Annotated in this window: 12 protein-coding genes and 1 tRNA gene; 6 read left to right on the top strand and 7 right to left on the bottom strand. The window is 70.9% G+C overall.

The window, feature by feature from the left end:
- Positions 1-68: 68 nt before the first annotated feature.
- Together ACIBU0_RS38525 and ACIBU0_RS38520 are read right to left on the bottom strand one after the other, a co-directional pair.
- A complete protein-coding gene (locus ACIBU0_RS38525) occupies positions 69-596 on the bottom strand; it encodes a heme-degrading domain-containing protein (protein ID WP_398828059.1) in 528 nt (175 codons plus the stop codon).
- Entirely contained in the window at positions 593-1,666 is a 1,074-nt protein-coding gene (locus tag ACIBU0_RS38520; RefSeq protein ID WP_398828057.1) for a Gfo/Idh/MocA family oxidoreductase, read from the bottom strand. The genes ACIBU0_RS38525 and ACIBU0_RS38520 overlap by 4 nt, the downstream gene beginning before the upstream one ends.
- 144 nt (positions 1,667-1,810) lie before the next feature.
- On the opposite strand from ACIBU0_RS38520, the gene ACIBU0_RS38515 reads away from it, so the two are divergent.
- From ACIBU0_RS38515 to ACIBU0_RS38495, 5 genes are all read left to right on the top strand, one after another.
- Positions 1,811-2,974: an ROK family protein gene (locus ACIBU0_RS38515; RefSeq protein WP_398828358.1), complete on the top strand. Its 1,164-nt coding sequence runs from the start codon at positions 1,811-1,813 to the stop codon at positions 2,972-2,974.
- Positions 2,975-3,118: 144 nt separating this feature from the next.
- Entirely contained in the window at positions 3,119-3,964 is an 846-nt protein-coding gene (locus tag ACIBU0_RS38510) for an LPXTG cell wall anchor domain-containing protein (protein ID WP_398828055.1), read from the top strand.
- 90 nt (positions 3,965-4,054) lie between these two features.
- Positions 4,055-4,834, top strand: a complete 780-nt coding sequence (locus ACIBU0_RS38505; RefSeq protein ID WP_398828052.1) for an HAD-IIA family hydrolase — start codon at positions 4,055-4,057, stop codon at positions 4,832-4,834.
- A gap of 103 nt (positions 4,835-4,937) precedes the next feature.
- Complete coding sequence (locus ACIBU0_RS38500) at positions 4,938-5,504, top strand: hypothetical protein (RefSeq protein ID WP_398828049.1); 567 nt, start codon at positions 4,938-4,940, stop codon at positions 5,502-5,504.
- Between the two features lie 2 nt (positions 5,505-5,506).
- Positions 5,507-6,172 carry a class F sortase gene (locus tag ACIBU0_RS38495; protein WP_398828046.1) on the top strand — a complete coding sequence of 222 codons (666 nt, stop codon included), beginning with the start codon at positions 5,507-5,509 and terminating at the stop codon, positions 6,170-6,172.
- A gap of 602 nt (positions 6,173-6,774) precedes the next feature.
- On the opposite strand, the gene ACIBU0_RS38490 is transcribed toward ACIBU0_RS38495, so the two are convergent.
- Entirely contained in the window at positions 6,775-7,551 is a 777-nt protein-coding gene (locus ACIBU0_RS38490; RefSeq protein WP_398828043.1) for an ANTAR domain-containing protein, read from the bottom strand.
- A gap of 177 nt (positions 7,552-7,728) precedes the next feature.
- Between ACIBU0_RS38490 and ACIBU0_RS38485 the strand changes: the two genes are divergently transcribed.
- A complete protein-coding gene (locus tag ACIBU0_RS38485) occupies positions 7,729-8,754 on the top strand; it encodes a glycoside hydrolase family 6 protein (protein WP_398828040.1) in 1,026 nt (341 codons plus the stop codon).
- 75 nt (positions 8,755-8,829) lie between these two features.
- On the opposite strand, the gene ACIBU0_RS38480 is transcribed toward ACIBU0_RS38485, so the two are convergent.
- From ACIBU0_RS38480 to ACIBU0_RS38465, 4 genes are all read right to left on the bottom strand, one after another.
- The gene (locus tag ACIBU0_RS38480; RefSeq protein ID WP_398828038.1) at positions 8,830-10,767 is read right to left on the bottom strand and encodes a galactose oxidase-like domain-containing protein; all 1,938 of its coding nucleotides are present in this window, start codon (positions 10,765-10,767) and stop codon (positions 8,830-8,832) included.
- Positions 10,764-12,776, bottom strand: a complete 2,013-nt coding sequence (locus ACIBU0_RS38475) for a glycosyltransferase family 2 protein (RefSeq protein ID WP_398828036.1) — start codon at positions 12,774-12,776, stop codon at positions 10,764-10,766. Before ACIBU0_RS38475 ends, ACIBU0_RS38480 begins: the two co-directional genes overlap by 4 nt.
- Before the next feature lie 334 nt (positions 12,777-13,110).
- Entirely contained in the window at positions 13,111-13,830 is a 720-nt protein-coding gene (locus tag ACIBU0_RS38470) for a FadR/GntR family transcriptional regulator (RefSeq protein ID WP_398828034.1), read from the bottom strand.
- Between the two features lie 68 nt (positions 13,831-13,898).
- A tRNA-Lys gene (locus ACIBU0_RS38465) sits at positions 13,899-13,972 on the bottom strand.
- Positions 13,973-14,101: the final 129 nt, after the last annotated feature.

Genomic DNA, 14,101 nt, shown 5'->3' with positions numbered 1-14,101 from the left:
TCAGCCGCGGGTGGTGTGTGGCTGGTCGCGCAGTTCCCCGCGCCCCTGAAAGACAAGGGCGTTTGCCCTTACTGCTTGCTCAGGAACTGCTCCAGCGCCTCCACCACGAACCTGTGGTCCTCCAGCTGTGGCAACCCGCTCACCGTCACCGACCCGATGACTCCGACCCCCTCGACGTTGATCGGGAACGAGCCCCCGTGCGCCGCGTAGGTGTCGGGGTCCAGGCGGGAGGAGTCCTCGAACGTCGTGCCCTTGGCGCGGAAGCGGGCGCCGACGACGTAGGACGAGGCGCCGTAACGTTCCACCACCCGGCGTTTGCGGGTGATCCAGGCGTCGTTGTCGGGGGTGGAGCCGGGGAGGGCCGCGTGGAAGAGCTGCTGGCCGGCGCGGTGGATGTCGATGGCGACCGGGGCCTGGCGCTCGCGGGCCATCCCCACCAGCAGCGAGCCGAGGGCCCAGGCGTCGTCGTACGTGAACCGGCGGAAGACCAGGCGGCGTTCCTGCGCCTCCAGCTCCTCCAGGGGTGGGGTGAGCTCCGGGTGGAACCTCGGGGTGATCTCCGGGTTGTGCGTCTGATGCGACTGGTTGTGCGTCACAGTGCCACCGCCACTCCGTCACGGGCCGAACGGCGGGCCGCCTCCAGGACGTCGAGGGCGGATGCCGCCTCCAGGGCCGTCACCGGGTTGGGGCCGCCGTCCAGCAGAGCCTTTGCCACGGCCGCATAGTAGGCGGGGTAGTCGCCGGGGAGGGTGGGTTCGACGCGGCCGCCGCCCGTCAGGGGGGACTCCCCGGAGCCCACTCGGCCCCACATCGACTCGGGTTCCGTGCCCCACTCGGCGGCCGTGTCCGGGCGCTGCCCCTCCCGCAGCGCCGCCTCCTGCGGGTCCAGGCCGTACTTGACGTAGCCCGCCTTCGAGCCCAGCACCCGGAAACGGGGGCCGAGCTGAGCGGTCGTCGCGGAGACGTAGAGGTGGGAGCGGACGCCGCTCGCGTGCGTGAGGGCGATGAAGGTGTCGTCGTCCGTCTCGGCGCCGGGGCGGCGGATGTCGGACTCGGCGTACACCCGGGTGACCGGGCCGAAGAGGACCAGCGCCTGGTCGACGACATGGCTGCCGAGGTCGTACAGCAGACCTCCGATCTCTGCCGGGTCGCCGGACTCCCGCCAGCCGCCCTTGGTCTGCGGGCGCCACCGTTCGAAGCGGGACTCGAAGCGCCATACGTCGCCCAGCTCGCCCTCGGCCAGGAGTCGCCGGAGCGTCAGGAAGTCGTTGTCCCAGCGGCGGTTCTGGAAGACGGACAGGAGCAGTCCGTGCTCCTCGGCCAGCGCCGCCAGCTCGCGCGCCTCGGCCGCCGTACCGGCGATCGGCTTGTCCACGACGACCGGGAGGCCCGCCTTAAGGGCGGCGCTCGCGAGCGGGACGTGCGTCTTGTTCGGGGACGCGATGACCACCAGGTCGAGGTCGGAGGCGCGGGCGAGCAGCTCGTCGGGCGTGGCGGCGACGCGGACGCCCGGGTACTCGGCGCGTGCCTGCTCCTGGCGCTCTCGGTTCGACGTGACCACCGTGTCCAGGGCGAGGCCCTCGGTGGTGGCGATCAGCGGGGCGTGGAAGACGGAGCCGGCCAGGCCATAGCCGACGAGGCCCACACGGAGGGGAGTAGCACTCATGGGACCCACTTTCGCAACGCTGTTGCCAAAGTGCAAGCGCCGGGGACAATGGGTGGCGTGAACAGAACGCAGGGCGGGGCCGACGGCGCGGACGCGGGCACCATGGAGGCCGACACGGCGGAGGCGGGCACCTCGGTGGCCGGCATGGTCGGCGGCGCGGTCGGTGGCGCCGCGCCGAGGACCCGCAATTCGATGCGGCTGGGTGCCCTGCGCAGTCACAACAGCGCGCTCGTGCTCGATCTGCTGCGCACGGCCGGACCCGAGGGCATCAGCCGGCTCGAACTCGCCGAGCGCACCGGCCTCACCCCGCAGGCGGTCAGCAAGATCACCGCCCGGCTGCGCGAGGACGGGCTCGTGGCGGAGGCGGGGCGCCGGGCATCGACGGGGGGCAAGCCGCGTACGGTGCTGCGGCTCGTGCCGGAGGCCGGGCATGCGGTGGGTGTGCACCTGGACCGGGACGAGCTGACGGCCGTGCTCTGTGATCTGACCGGAACCGTGGTCGCTCAGCGCCGGGCCCCGCTGGATCTGGGGGCCGGTGCGGAGACGGTCGTCGAGCGGGCCGTGCGGGAGGTGGGAGAGCTGGTGGCCGGGGGCGGCCGGACGGGTGCCGTGCTCGGGGTCGGGGTTGCGCTGCCCGGGCCGCTCGACCACCGGCGCGGTGTGCTGCACCGGATCACCGGGTTCCCCGAGTGGAACGGCTTCCCGCTGCGGGACGTGCTCGCGCGGCGGCTCTCGCTGCCGGTCGTGGTCGACAAGGACACCAACGCCGCCGCCCTCGGGCTCGCCGTCGGAGGCGCGGCCGCGTCCGGCACGTCCTTCGCCTACCTGCACTTCGGCGCGGGGCTGGGCGGGGGGCTCGTGATCGGGGGAGCGGTGCACCGGGGTTCCCGTACGGCGGCCGGGGAGTTCGGGCACCAGGTCGTCCAGCTGGACGGTCCGCCCTGCGGGTGCGGGAACCGGGGCTGCGTCGAGGCGCTGTGCCTGGCCGCCGTGGCGCGGGGTGACCTGGCGGAGGCGGCCCGGGTGCTCGGCACCGCGGCCGGCAACCTGGTCGCGCTGCTCGACGTCGACCTCGTCCTGCTGGGCGGCCGCACGGTCGCCGGGGCGCCGGAGACCTTCGTCCGCGGGGTCGCCGCCGTCCTGGAGGAACGCGCCCGGCGGGCGGGCGGGGGCGCGGTTCCGGTGCGGGTCGCCTCCGGCGGGGAGCGCGGGGAGCGCGGGGAGCGCGGGGAGCGTCGGGATCGCGAGGTCGCCGAAGGGGCGGCCCAGTTGCTGCTGGCGCCGTTGTTCGGGCGGGCCGACGGGTGAGGCCGGCGGGCGCTGACCGGCATGCGGCGACCGGCGTGCGGTGACCGGCGTGCGCTGATCGAGGGGACTTACGGAGCCGTACGGAGCAGCCGTACGGAATGGCACCGTCCGGAAGCCGCCCCCACCCGGCATGGTCATGTGATTATGCGACTGCACACACCCGCCTCGCTCTGCCTCGCAGCAGCCGCCGCCCTCCTCGCCGCAGCGCCCCCGGCGCACGCCGAATCCCCCGCCGAGCTGCCCGGCTGCGCCACCGACGACCGGGAGTTCCCGCTCACCACCCGCCTCCGCGGCGGCCCGGACTCCTACACGGCCGGCGGTGGATTCGGCACCTGGTACCTGGACCTCACCAACAGCACCGGGCGGACGTGCACCGGCATCCACCCCGTCGTCGTCCTCGTCGACGGCAAACGCGCCCTCAAGCCGTCCCAGCCCCGCCTGGAGTTCTACGGCACACCCGTCGCGACCCCGAACGGCACCCCCACCGCGACCCCGAACGGCCCCCCGGACCCCACCCGCCCCCGCCCCGTCCGCTTCGAGACCACCGACGAGGACGAACTCGTCGGCGCCTTCGACGGCTTCCCCGGCTTCACCGTCGGCCCCCGCGCGACCCTCACCGTGAAGGTCCGGCTCGCCCTCACCTCCGACGCCGTGCCGAACGAGGTCACCGCCAACGCGGCCGTAGTCCAACGCCATGACGGCGACGGCGACTGGGTCGGCCAGTCCAACGACTACCGCTTCACCGTCGACGCCGACGCTGACGTCGACGCCGACACCGCCGCCCCGACCCACCCCGCCGACCAGGCCGCCTCCGCCCGCCCCTCCGGCCCCAGCGCCTCGCCCACCCCCGGCGCGCCCCGCAACCAGCTCACCCTCGCCGACGAGCTCGCCCGCACCGGCTTCGTCTCCTCCCCCCACGCCGCCTTCGCGGCGACCGCGGTCCTCCTGCTGGGCGGCGCGGGGCTGTTGTTCGCCCGGCGGCGGCGCTGAGGTCGCACGACCGTTCCCTGAAGATCGGGCCTGTGTTTACGCTGGGCGCGACGCAGCACGCACCACGCACGGCGGCAGGAGATCGCGCACATGGCAGACCGCAAGCCCATCGAGTCATGGCTCACCGACATGGACGGTGTGCTCATCCACGAGGGCGTGCCGATCCCCGGCGCCGACGCCTTCATCAAGAAGCTGCGGGAGTCCGGCAAGCCCTTCCTCGTCCTCACCAACAACTCGATCTACACCCCGCGCGACCTGCACGCCCGGCTGAACCGCATGGGCCTGGACGTGCCGATCGAGAACATCTGGACGTCGGCGCTGGCCACCGCGCAGTTCCTGGACGACCAGCGGCCCGGCGGTTCGGCGTACGTCATCGGCGAGGCGGGCCTGACGACCGCGCTGCACGACATCGGCTACATCCTCACCGACCACGAGCCGGACTACGTCGTCCTCGGCGAGACGCGCACCTATTCCTTCGAGGCGATGACCAAGGCGGTCCGGCTCATCAACGACGGCGCCCGTTTCATCTGCACCAACCCCGACGAGACGGGTCCGTCGACCGAGGGCCCGCTGCCCGCGACCGGCGCCGTCGCCGCGCTGATCACCAAGGCGACGGGCAAGCAGCCGTACTTCGCGGGCAAGCCGAACCCGCTGATGATGCGCACCGGCCTGAACGCCATCGGCGCCCACTCCGAGACCAGCGCCATGATCGGCGACCGCATGGACACCGACGTGCTGGCCGGCATGGAGGCGGGCATGCAGACGTTCCTGGTGCTCACCGGTCTGACCCGGCCCGAGCAGGTGGAGAACTTCCCGTACCGGCCGTCGAAGGTCGTCGACTCGATCGCGGACCTCGTCGAGCGGATCTGAAACCCCGTACACCCGCAACACGACCCGTACGGAGCAGTCCGGCCCCGTTGAGGATGCGGGGCCGGTCCTGTGGGGGGAGCCTCCAGATAACTGGAGGTTCACGATGGGATCACTGCGAGTCACTCTCTGTGCGATCGCCGCCCTCGGGACGGTGGCCGTCACACCGTCGGCGGCACACGCGGCGGACGCGGCGGACGGGGGTGTCTCGGTCAGCCCGTCGTCCGCCCACCCCGGCAGCGACATCACGCTGCGGGTGAGCGGCTGCCCGGAGAAGACCGCCAGGGCCGTCTCCCCGGCGTTCGTCAGCGACGCCCGCCTCACCGTCGGGGCCGACGGTGCCCTCGTCGGCGAGAGCCGCGTCCGCTCCACGCTCCGGGCGGGGACGTACGACGTGAAGGTCACCTGCGGAGAGGCGGCCGGCGCGGGCGCCGTCACCGTCGTACGGCAGGGCGCGGACCGGTCCGTGGTGCACGGGGCGGAGCCGTCGGGTCCCGCCTCCCCGGTGGCCCCGGTCCCGGCCGGCGGCGGGGGCACCGCCCGGCTCGCCGTCGTGGAGGCCCGCGCGGCCGTTCCCGGCACGGCGCACACCGTGACCGGGCTGGTCCTCGCCGGCGTGGCCGCGACCGCGGTGGCGCTGCGGAGCAGCCGCCGGAGCCGACGGCAGCGCTGACCATGGCGGACCACGAACGCTCCCCTCACGGCGGCCGCCTCCTCATGGGCGTGGCCTGGGCCGTGCTGCTGCTCGGGCTGTGGCTGTGGGGGCGGGAGGTCACCGATGTACGGCAGGCCATGTCCGCGCCGGTGTCGGGTGACGTCGCCGCGGTGGGGCGGCCGCAGAGAGTACAACTGCCGTCCTCCGTACGGCCGTTGGGGGACGCGTTGCCGCAGCGCCTCGACATTCCGGGGCTCGGCGTGCAGGCACCGGTCGTCGCCCGGGGGCTCGACCGGCAGGGCGCGGTCGATCCGCCGCCCTACGAACAGGCCGGCGTCGTGGGCTGGTACGCGGCCGGGGTGAAGCCGGGGGCCGCCGGGGCCGCGCTGATGGTGGGGCATGCCGACACCGCGACCCGGCCCGCCGTCTTCCACCGGCTGCGCGCGCTGCGGCCCGGCGCGACGGTACGGGTGCTCCGCGACGACGGCAAGGTCGCCGAGTTCACCGTGGAGGACGTGCACGTCGTCACCCGCGACCGCTTCGACGCCCGGCAGGCCTACGGAGCCCACCGCTCGGGCCGCGCCGAACTGCGCCTGATCACCTGCGGCGGCACCTTCGACCGGACGACCCGCAGCTACACGGCGAACGTGATCGTGTCGGCGTATCTCACGGGGACAGGCCTGTAAGCGGCTGCCACCTGCCCGCTCGCCGGCGCCGATCGCACGGGCCCCAGGCATACCGAGGGCTGCGCTCGCGTCGGCGCGAGTTGCAGGGGCGTGGGTTGCGGAGAGTCGGCGCGGTGCATGCTCGCGCGGGTGTGCTGCCGCCTGGGCCCGCACGGTGGCTGTGGTCGCGTCCACGGTGGCTGTGGTCGCGTCGGCGCGCAGCGCACGGGCACGGGCTGCCGGGAGGCCGTGCAGCGCATGCTCATCCCCATGCCCACCCCGGGACCCACCCCGGGACCCACCCCGGGACCCACCCCGGGACCCACCCCGGGACCCACCCCGGGACCCACCCCCGGACCACCGCCGGGGCCCACCCCCGGGGGGGGGCATGCTGCCACCTGGCCCGGTCGACGACCGCTCCCCCGGAGCCGCCGACCGGGCCGGTCCTCAACCGCGCGCGCACGGGCTGCGGGAGTAACCCGGCGACCGGCGCGGGAGGTCTGGGTGACCAGCGGGGGACTGTCCGACCGGGGGCTGGGGTCGTACGGGGACGACTCTAGAGCGGATGACGGCCGCGGCCTAGGGCCGGATGGCCCGGGGTGCGCAGGCGGAGCGGCGGGGCGTCACGCGTGTCCCTCGTCGTCCGCCCGCCCGGCCTCGCGGCGCAGCCCGGCGTCGTCCGCGACCCCGTCGATGACCGCCTGCGCGACCCCGTCCAGGGGCATCCGGTGGCGGCGCGCGTACTGGCGCAGGGCGACGAAGGCGTGGTCGGCGGCGGTGCCCCAGCGCTCGGCGAGCATGCCCTTGGCCTGCTCGATACGCACCCTGCTGGACAGGGCCTGCTGCAACTGACCGGCGAGGGTGCGGCATTGGACGTACGTCGTGTTGTTGTGCAGTCCGAGGGCCGCGCAGTCGGCGATGAGCTGGACGAGGCGCAGCTCGGCGGCGTTGCCGGGGGAGTCGTCGGGGAGCGCGGGGGAGAAGACGGTGAGCGCGCCGAGCAGCCGCTGGTCGCGGCGTAAGGGGACGGCGAAGGTGGCCTCGATGCCGTGGGCCAGCGCCCGCTCGGTGAACTCCGGCCAGCGGGCGGCCGCGCGGGCCGCGCGGATCGAGACCTGCGGCACCGGCCGGCCGGAGCTGTAGCTGTCCAGGCAGGGCCCGCCGCCGCGCTGGGCCTGAAGCAGTTCGGTCGCTGTCTCCTCGTGCGCGCTGCTCCCGGTCAGCGACACCGTCCGGCCGTTCTCGATCAACATGATCCCGGCGGCCCGCGCGGACAGTAAGTGCACACAGTGGTCGGCGACCCGGCGTAAGTGGTGCGCCGACTCGAATCCGTCGGTGAGGGTGTCCGCCGCCTCCACCAGTGCCTGCGCCAGCCGGATCTCCCGGGTGGATGGGTGCATGACCGCGCACTCCCCTTCCCCTGCCGCCCGCCCCCTTGCGGGCGTGCGCCTACCCAGGTCATCGGCGTCGCGACAGTGGCTGTAACAGCTCTCCGACAAGCCCCGGGCGGCCTCGTGGGCCTCACGCCACGTATGCCAGGATTGAGGCTTGGAACAGTGCACCCAGGGGGGAGTTGGATGTACCTGAAGAGGGGGGCCTTGAGGGGTGCCTGCGTGCGGACGTCCGCGACGGTGCTGGGGGCGGCACTGCTGATCGCGGGATGTTCGTCCTCGGGGGACGGCGAGGAGCCGGGGGCCGACGCCGGGATCAGCCAGCAGCCCAAGGACACCGACCCGTTCTGGGTGAACCCGGACGGGAACGCGGCGCAGCAGGTCGTGACCTACCAGAAGGACGGCAAGAAGGAGGACGCGGAGCAGATCCGCAAGATCGCGCAGCAGCCGACCGGCGAGTGGATCAGCCCGGAGAGCCCGGAGGACGAGGCGCGCGGTTTCACCGAGGCCGCCGACAAGGCGGGCCGTACGGCGCTGCTGGTCCTCTACAACATCCCGCACCGGGACTGCGGCCAGTACTCCCAGGGCGGCGCCGCCGACGGCAACGCCTACCGGGCCTGGATCGACGGGGTGGCCAAGGGCATCGGCGACCGCTCCGCGACGGTGATCCTGGAGCCGGACGCGCTCCTGCACCTGGTCGACGGCTGCACGCCGGACGAGTACCACGAGGAGCGCTACGACCTCCTCAAGGGCGCCGTCGGCAAGCTCAAGTCACTGAAGAACACCAAGGTCTACCTGGACGCGGGCAACGCCGGCTGGGGCCACCCCGACCAGATCTTCGAGCCCCTGAAGTGGGCGGGCATCGACCAGGCCGACGGCTTCTCGGTCAACGTCTCCAACTTCTACACGACCAAGGACTCGATCGCGTACGGCAAGCAGCTCTCCGCCAAGGTGGGCAACAAGCCCTTCGTGATCGACACCAGCCGCAACGGCAACGGCCCCTACACCGAGGGCAACCCCGACGAGCGCTGGTGCAACCCGCCGGGCCGCGCGCTGGGCGAGACACCGACGACGAAGACGGCGGACCCGCTGGTGGACGCGTATGTGTGGGTCAAGCGCCCGGGGGAGTCGGACGGCGAGTGCAAGGGCGGTCCGAAGGCGGGCGAGTGGTGGGCGGAGTACGCCCTGAAGCTCGCCAAGGCCAGCGAATAGCTTCCTGTACGTGCTTGGGGGCGCCCTCCGTCACGGAGGGCGCCCCCAAGTCGCTTACGGCCACGGGACCTCGACCTACGGGACCTTGACCCACTGCGCCTTGCTCGGCGTCCCCTGGTCGTCGGTCACGAACAGCATGTACCAGCCCGACGGAACCAGGTCCCGGTTCGCCGGCACGGTCACCGTGAGCTTGTCCCCGGACTTCTTGAAGTCCAGCGCGACCGACCGCTGGTCGACGTCCGTGACGTGCGTGGACGCGCTCGGCCGAATCAGCCGTACGTTCTCGATGGTCGAGGCGTGCTGCGAGGTGAACGTGCCCGTCCCGCCGCGCCTGATGGTCTGCGGGCCACCGGACAGCGACGGCTGCGCGTCCCGGTACAGATACGGCGGGGTGTAGATCTCGATCCGCTGCTCGAACTTGCCCGGCTTGGTGTTGGCCGCGTCGGCGTACAGCGAGTCGGAGCCGAAGAACATCACCCGGCCGTCGGGCAGCAGAATCGACCCGGAGTGGTAGTTGCGGCCCACCAGCGGGTCGGCGACCCGGTCGAGGGTGTTGCTGTCCGGGTGGTAGATCCGCGCCTGGAGGATGTTGGAGTCGCCGCGGCCCCGGTAGTCCTCGGAACCACCGGACACCAGCACGGTGTCGTCCGGCAGGACCGAGGACTGCGGATAGCGCGTGCCCTTCTCCAGCGACGGCCCGTCCACGAACTTCGGGTTGTCCGCCTTGAGGTCGATGAGCCGCGTCTTGTTGCTGGACTCCTTGGACTCGCCGACGCCACCGCCGCCGATCACCATGTACTTCTCGTCCTGCGCCGGCGGCAGCAGCACCGTGCCCGAGGTCTCCATCAGCTTGGCGTCGCTGAGCCCCGGCAGCTTGGTGAACTTGTTGGTCTCCACGTCCCAGATGCCCGGGTCGCGGCCCACGTCGTCAGGGCCGTAGCCCGCGTTCGAACCCGAGTAGAAGACCTTGCCGTTCTGCAGCGGGAAGAGCGCGGGGTAGGTCGGGAACTGCCGCACCTTCGCCGTGTACGTCCACTTCTTGGTCTTCGGGTCGTACAGCTCGTTCTTGCCCGGAACCAGCTGGCCGATGTCGTCGAGGCCGGAGACGCTGAGGACCTTGCCGTCGCCCAGGGTGGTGAGCGTCGGGTACCAGCGGGCCTCGTGCATCGGGTCGACCTTGATGTACTTCTCGGCGACCGGGTCGAACTCATAGGCGTCCCGGATGCCCTGGAAGTCCTTCTTGTCCAGGGCGAGCTTCTGCGCGATGCCGTAGGTGTTGCGCGCGTCGGTGCCGGTCAGGCCCTGGATGCGGTAGTTGTCCTGGGTGCCGGTCTCGTACTTGGCGCCCTTCCGCTGCGCCTCAACGTAGATCCGGCCGAGACCGGGGTCGTTGCGCAGGAACTCGCCGGTCGCCTTGTCGAAGACCTTCTTCGCACGCGGCACCAGCACCGGGTCCTTGGAGACGAACGTCTTGCCGTTCTCCTTGCCGGTGAACTTGGTGCCCGCGGGCAGCGTGATCGGCTTGTCCGGGTTCTCGTTGTGGACGATCATCAGGCCGCCGGCCTTGGTGACGTCACCCTTGAGCTTCTCGTACCGCCTCGTACCGCCCGCGATCAGCAGGTTGCCGTTGGCCAGCTGGGTGTGGCCGGTGCAGAACAGGTCGTTCGGCGTCGGCACCTTCTTGATCGTGCCCTTGACCGGGTCCCAGATCCGGGTGTCGTACTTCTTCGCGTCGAAGTTGTCCTGATTGTTGCCCGAACCCGCGATCAGCAGCACCTTGCCGGTGTGCAGCAGCGCCGCGTGGATCGTGTTCTGGCGGTACTCCTCGGGGAACTCGACGATCTCCCAGTGGCCGTTCTCCGCTTTGTACTCGGGCTTGTTGATTTGGTACTGGTGGTATTTCTCGGTCCCGAAGCGGTACAGCCACGGCCCGTTCATCCCGGCCAGCGCGAGTACCACCGCCGTACCTATCGCGAGTCGACGGGCGCGGCGGCGGCCTGCACGGTCGTTCATTCCTTACGTCCCCCAAGTCCACCAAGGGCGATCTGCATCGTCTGATCGTTACCACCGTTGCCCGACGCGGCCCAACTCGGCTTGTGCTGCGGGGCGTGCGCCGCATGCGGGGCATGGGACGCGTGCTGTGCGGGCAGCGGCTGCGGCTGGTACGGGACCGCGGATCCGCCGGTCGCCGCCGCGTCCTGCGGCCCCGTCTGCGCCGGCACGGGCGCCGCGGGCCGCTTCTTCTCCTGCCGCAGCATGTAGCGCCAGGCGAAGATCGGCGTCGCGGTGATCAGCATGGCGAACGTCGCCCAGGTGATCATCGCGGGGTGCGAGTGGCCGTACACGAACCCGGCGACGATCGAGGCGCCGAAGATCGCGATGAAGTACCAGTGGTACCGGAAGGTCGCCCACCAGCGGTCGGGGCTCGCGGAGTCGCCCTTGGGGGTCACCACGAACTTGCTCTTGCGCCGCAGCACCGAGTCCATCAGCGCCTTCGCGTACAACGGCGCCGACAGCGCGGACATCACCATGCCGGCCACACCGCCGGAGCCCTCGGGCTCGTGCGGCGAGACGTTGTGGCGGCGGTTCCAGACGTACAGGCCGATCTGGAGCGCGGAGGCGTTGCCGTAGAGCATCAGCCAGATCGTCGGGTCGATGTTCACACCCGAGGCGCCCAGACCCAGGAACAGCGCACAGCTCAGCGCGGCCAGGATCCAGTTGAGGGCGGACATCGGGTAGAAGATGATCATCATCGTGTAGTTGAAGAGCTTGCTCGGCGGCAGCGAGTACCAGCCCTTCCAGTACTGCTTGAGGATCGTCTCGTACGTCCCTCGCGACCAGCGCATCTGCTGGGTGAAGAAGTCGGTCCAGGCGCTCGGCCCCTCACCGACGGCGAGCACGTCCGGCGTGTAGACCGAGCGCCACTTCTTGCCCGTCGCCGGGTTCTTGTGGCGGTGGATCTCGAAGCCGGTCGCCATGTCCTCGGTGATCGAGTCGTACAGGCCGCCGATCTGCTTGAGCGCCTTGATGCGTACGGCGTTCGACGTACCCACGAACATCGGGGCGCCGTACTTGTTGCCGGCGCGCTGGATGAGGGCGTGGAAGAGGAACTGCTGCGACTCGGCGGCCTTGGTGACGAAGTTGTCGTAGTTGCCGTAGACCTGCGGGCCGATGACGAAGCCGACGTTCGGGTCGCGGAAGAAGCCGAGCATCCGCTCCAGGTAGTTGGGCAGCGGCACGTGGTCGGTGTCGACGGAGGCGAAGAAGTCGTAGTCGTCGCCGTGGGCGTCGAGCCAGGCGTTGTAGTTGCCGTGCTTGGTCTTGGCGCGGTGCGGGCCCTTGGGCTGGTTCCACTTCGCGACGCCCTTGCGGGAGAAGTGGTGCACGCCGAGCCGCTTGCAGACCTCCTTGACCTCGGGGTCGTCGCCCTCGTCGAGCAGCCAGACGTGCAGCAGGCCCCGGTGGCGCAGCTTGACGGCCGCCTCCAGGGTCTTCGTCACCATCTCCAGCGGCTCCTTGCCGGGCACGAAGGAGGTGAGGAAGGCCACTCTCGTGCCGGTCTCCGGCACCACCGGGATCGGGTCGCGGGCGACCAGCGTGGCGTGCGCGTTGGACAGCACGTTCATGCAGCGGAAGAACTCGATCAGACCGATCGAGACGAGCATGACTATGTCGAGCGCCGGCAGGAAGTCGTAGGCGGGATAGTCCCGTTCGGTCCAGTGCTCGGGCTGCAGCAGCCAGAACAGCAGGACCAGGGAGAGCACCGGGGCCGCGGCCAGCATCAGCGCGACTCTGATCCGGTGCGGCTCCTGCGAGATCAGCGAGCGGTACTGGACCCGGTACGGCTTGTTCGGGTCGGGCTGGGTGAGGGGACCGGCCAGCCGGCTGTAGTGCTCGTAGTCGTACTTCGGCAGCGTCTTCTTGATCCGGCGGAACGTTCCCGTCCGATGCGTAGGCACCCTGAGCTGGGTGGTCTGAGACGGGTCGAAGTTCTGCCGGGCGCCCGTCGGCGTCGACGTCATGAGTCATCCCCCCACACGCAGGTCACCGCGTGTCTCTCGGTTCCATTTACGACTGTGCCGATCCCCCTCGACCAGCACAGGCGTATCAGTGGCGGGCCGCAGTCACCACATCTTCTCCACCATAGACATGGAACAGCGACCTTCCGGTTGCATCATGCCCCCCTCGGCATGCGGTCATGAACGGGGCCCCCTACTCCCCGCCGAAAACCGGCAACCGGCTCCTTGCCCCCCAACTGCCGCGAATCCGCAGCTTCTTGAAAAACCAATCACCAGGTTCTACGTCGTTTCACATGATCGCAAGATGCGAAACGAGGTGTTTACCGGTCATACGCGCTCATTGTGGCACCTGTGGGGGTGTTGTGTACCCGTTGTGGACACGAGGGGTGGACACGCGGGCGCGGATGTTGCCGAAGTGCTCGCTTATGGCCTCCTCCGCCCGTAGCGCATCGCCCGACCGCACCGCGTCCACGATCTCCCGGTGCTGCCGGCAGGTGACCAGCGGATCCTGCGGGGCGCCGCCGAGGTCGGTGTGGACGCGGTGGAAGGCGTCCCAGAACGCCTCCATGACCTCGCCCAGCAGCGCGTTGTCCAGCCCCCGGTAGAGGGTGGCGTGAAACGCCCTGTCGGTCTCGGCGATGCCGTCGCCGCCCTGCGCCGCCTGCTCTTCCATACGGTCCACGAGCGCGTCCAGCTCAACGAGGTCGGCGCCCGGGATCCGCCCCGCGAGCCGTGACACCAGGCCCGTCTCCACGGCCTCCCGCAGCTGCAGCAGCTGGAGCAGGGTGTCCTCGCCGCGGTGGTGCCCGGCGACCGTGCGGAAGGCGAGGCCCTCGATCATCGGCGCCAGCGACATCGTGCCGACGTACGTCCCGAACCCGTGCCGGATCTCCACGATGCCCATCGCCTGCAGCCCCTTGAGCGCCTCGCGCACGGAGTTCCGGCTGGCCCCGAGATGCGCCATCAGCTCGGGCTCCGTCGGCAGCGGGGCCCCGGAGGGCAGCCGGCGGTCGATGATGAGCCTCTTGATCCGCTCCTGAAGGTCACGCGCTGCCATGGCCAGAGGGTATCCGGCCAAACACACCGGAAGCCCCTCGCATGCACGAGGGGCTTCCGGACTGTCGGTGCGCCGCCAGGGACTCGAACCCCGGACCCGCTGATTAAGAGTCAGCTGCTCTAACCAACTGAGCTAGCGGCGCCTGCTGACGTCGTAAGTCTACATGACCTTCGAGGGTGCCCTTGACCACCTGCAGGGGGCAGCCGGGGGTCCCCCTCGGTGCCGTAAACCATTCGGACCGTCAACATGCGAGTGCGGACGACAGTTGTGA

This window comes from Streptomyces sp. NPDC049627 (assembly GCF_044465645.1).
Lineage (GTDB): Bacteria > Actinomycetota > Actinomycetes > Streptomycetales > Streptomycetaceae > Streptomyces.
This window is presented reverse-complemented; position numbering and strand designations above follow the sequence as displayed.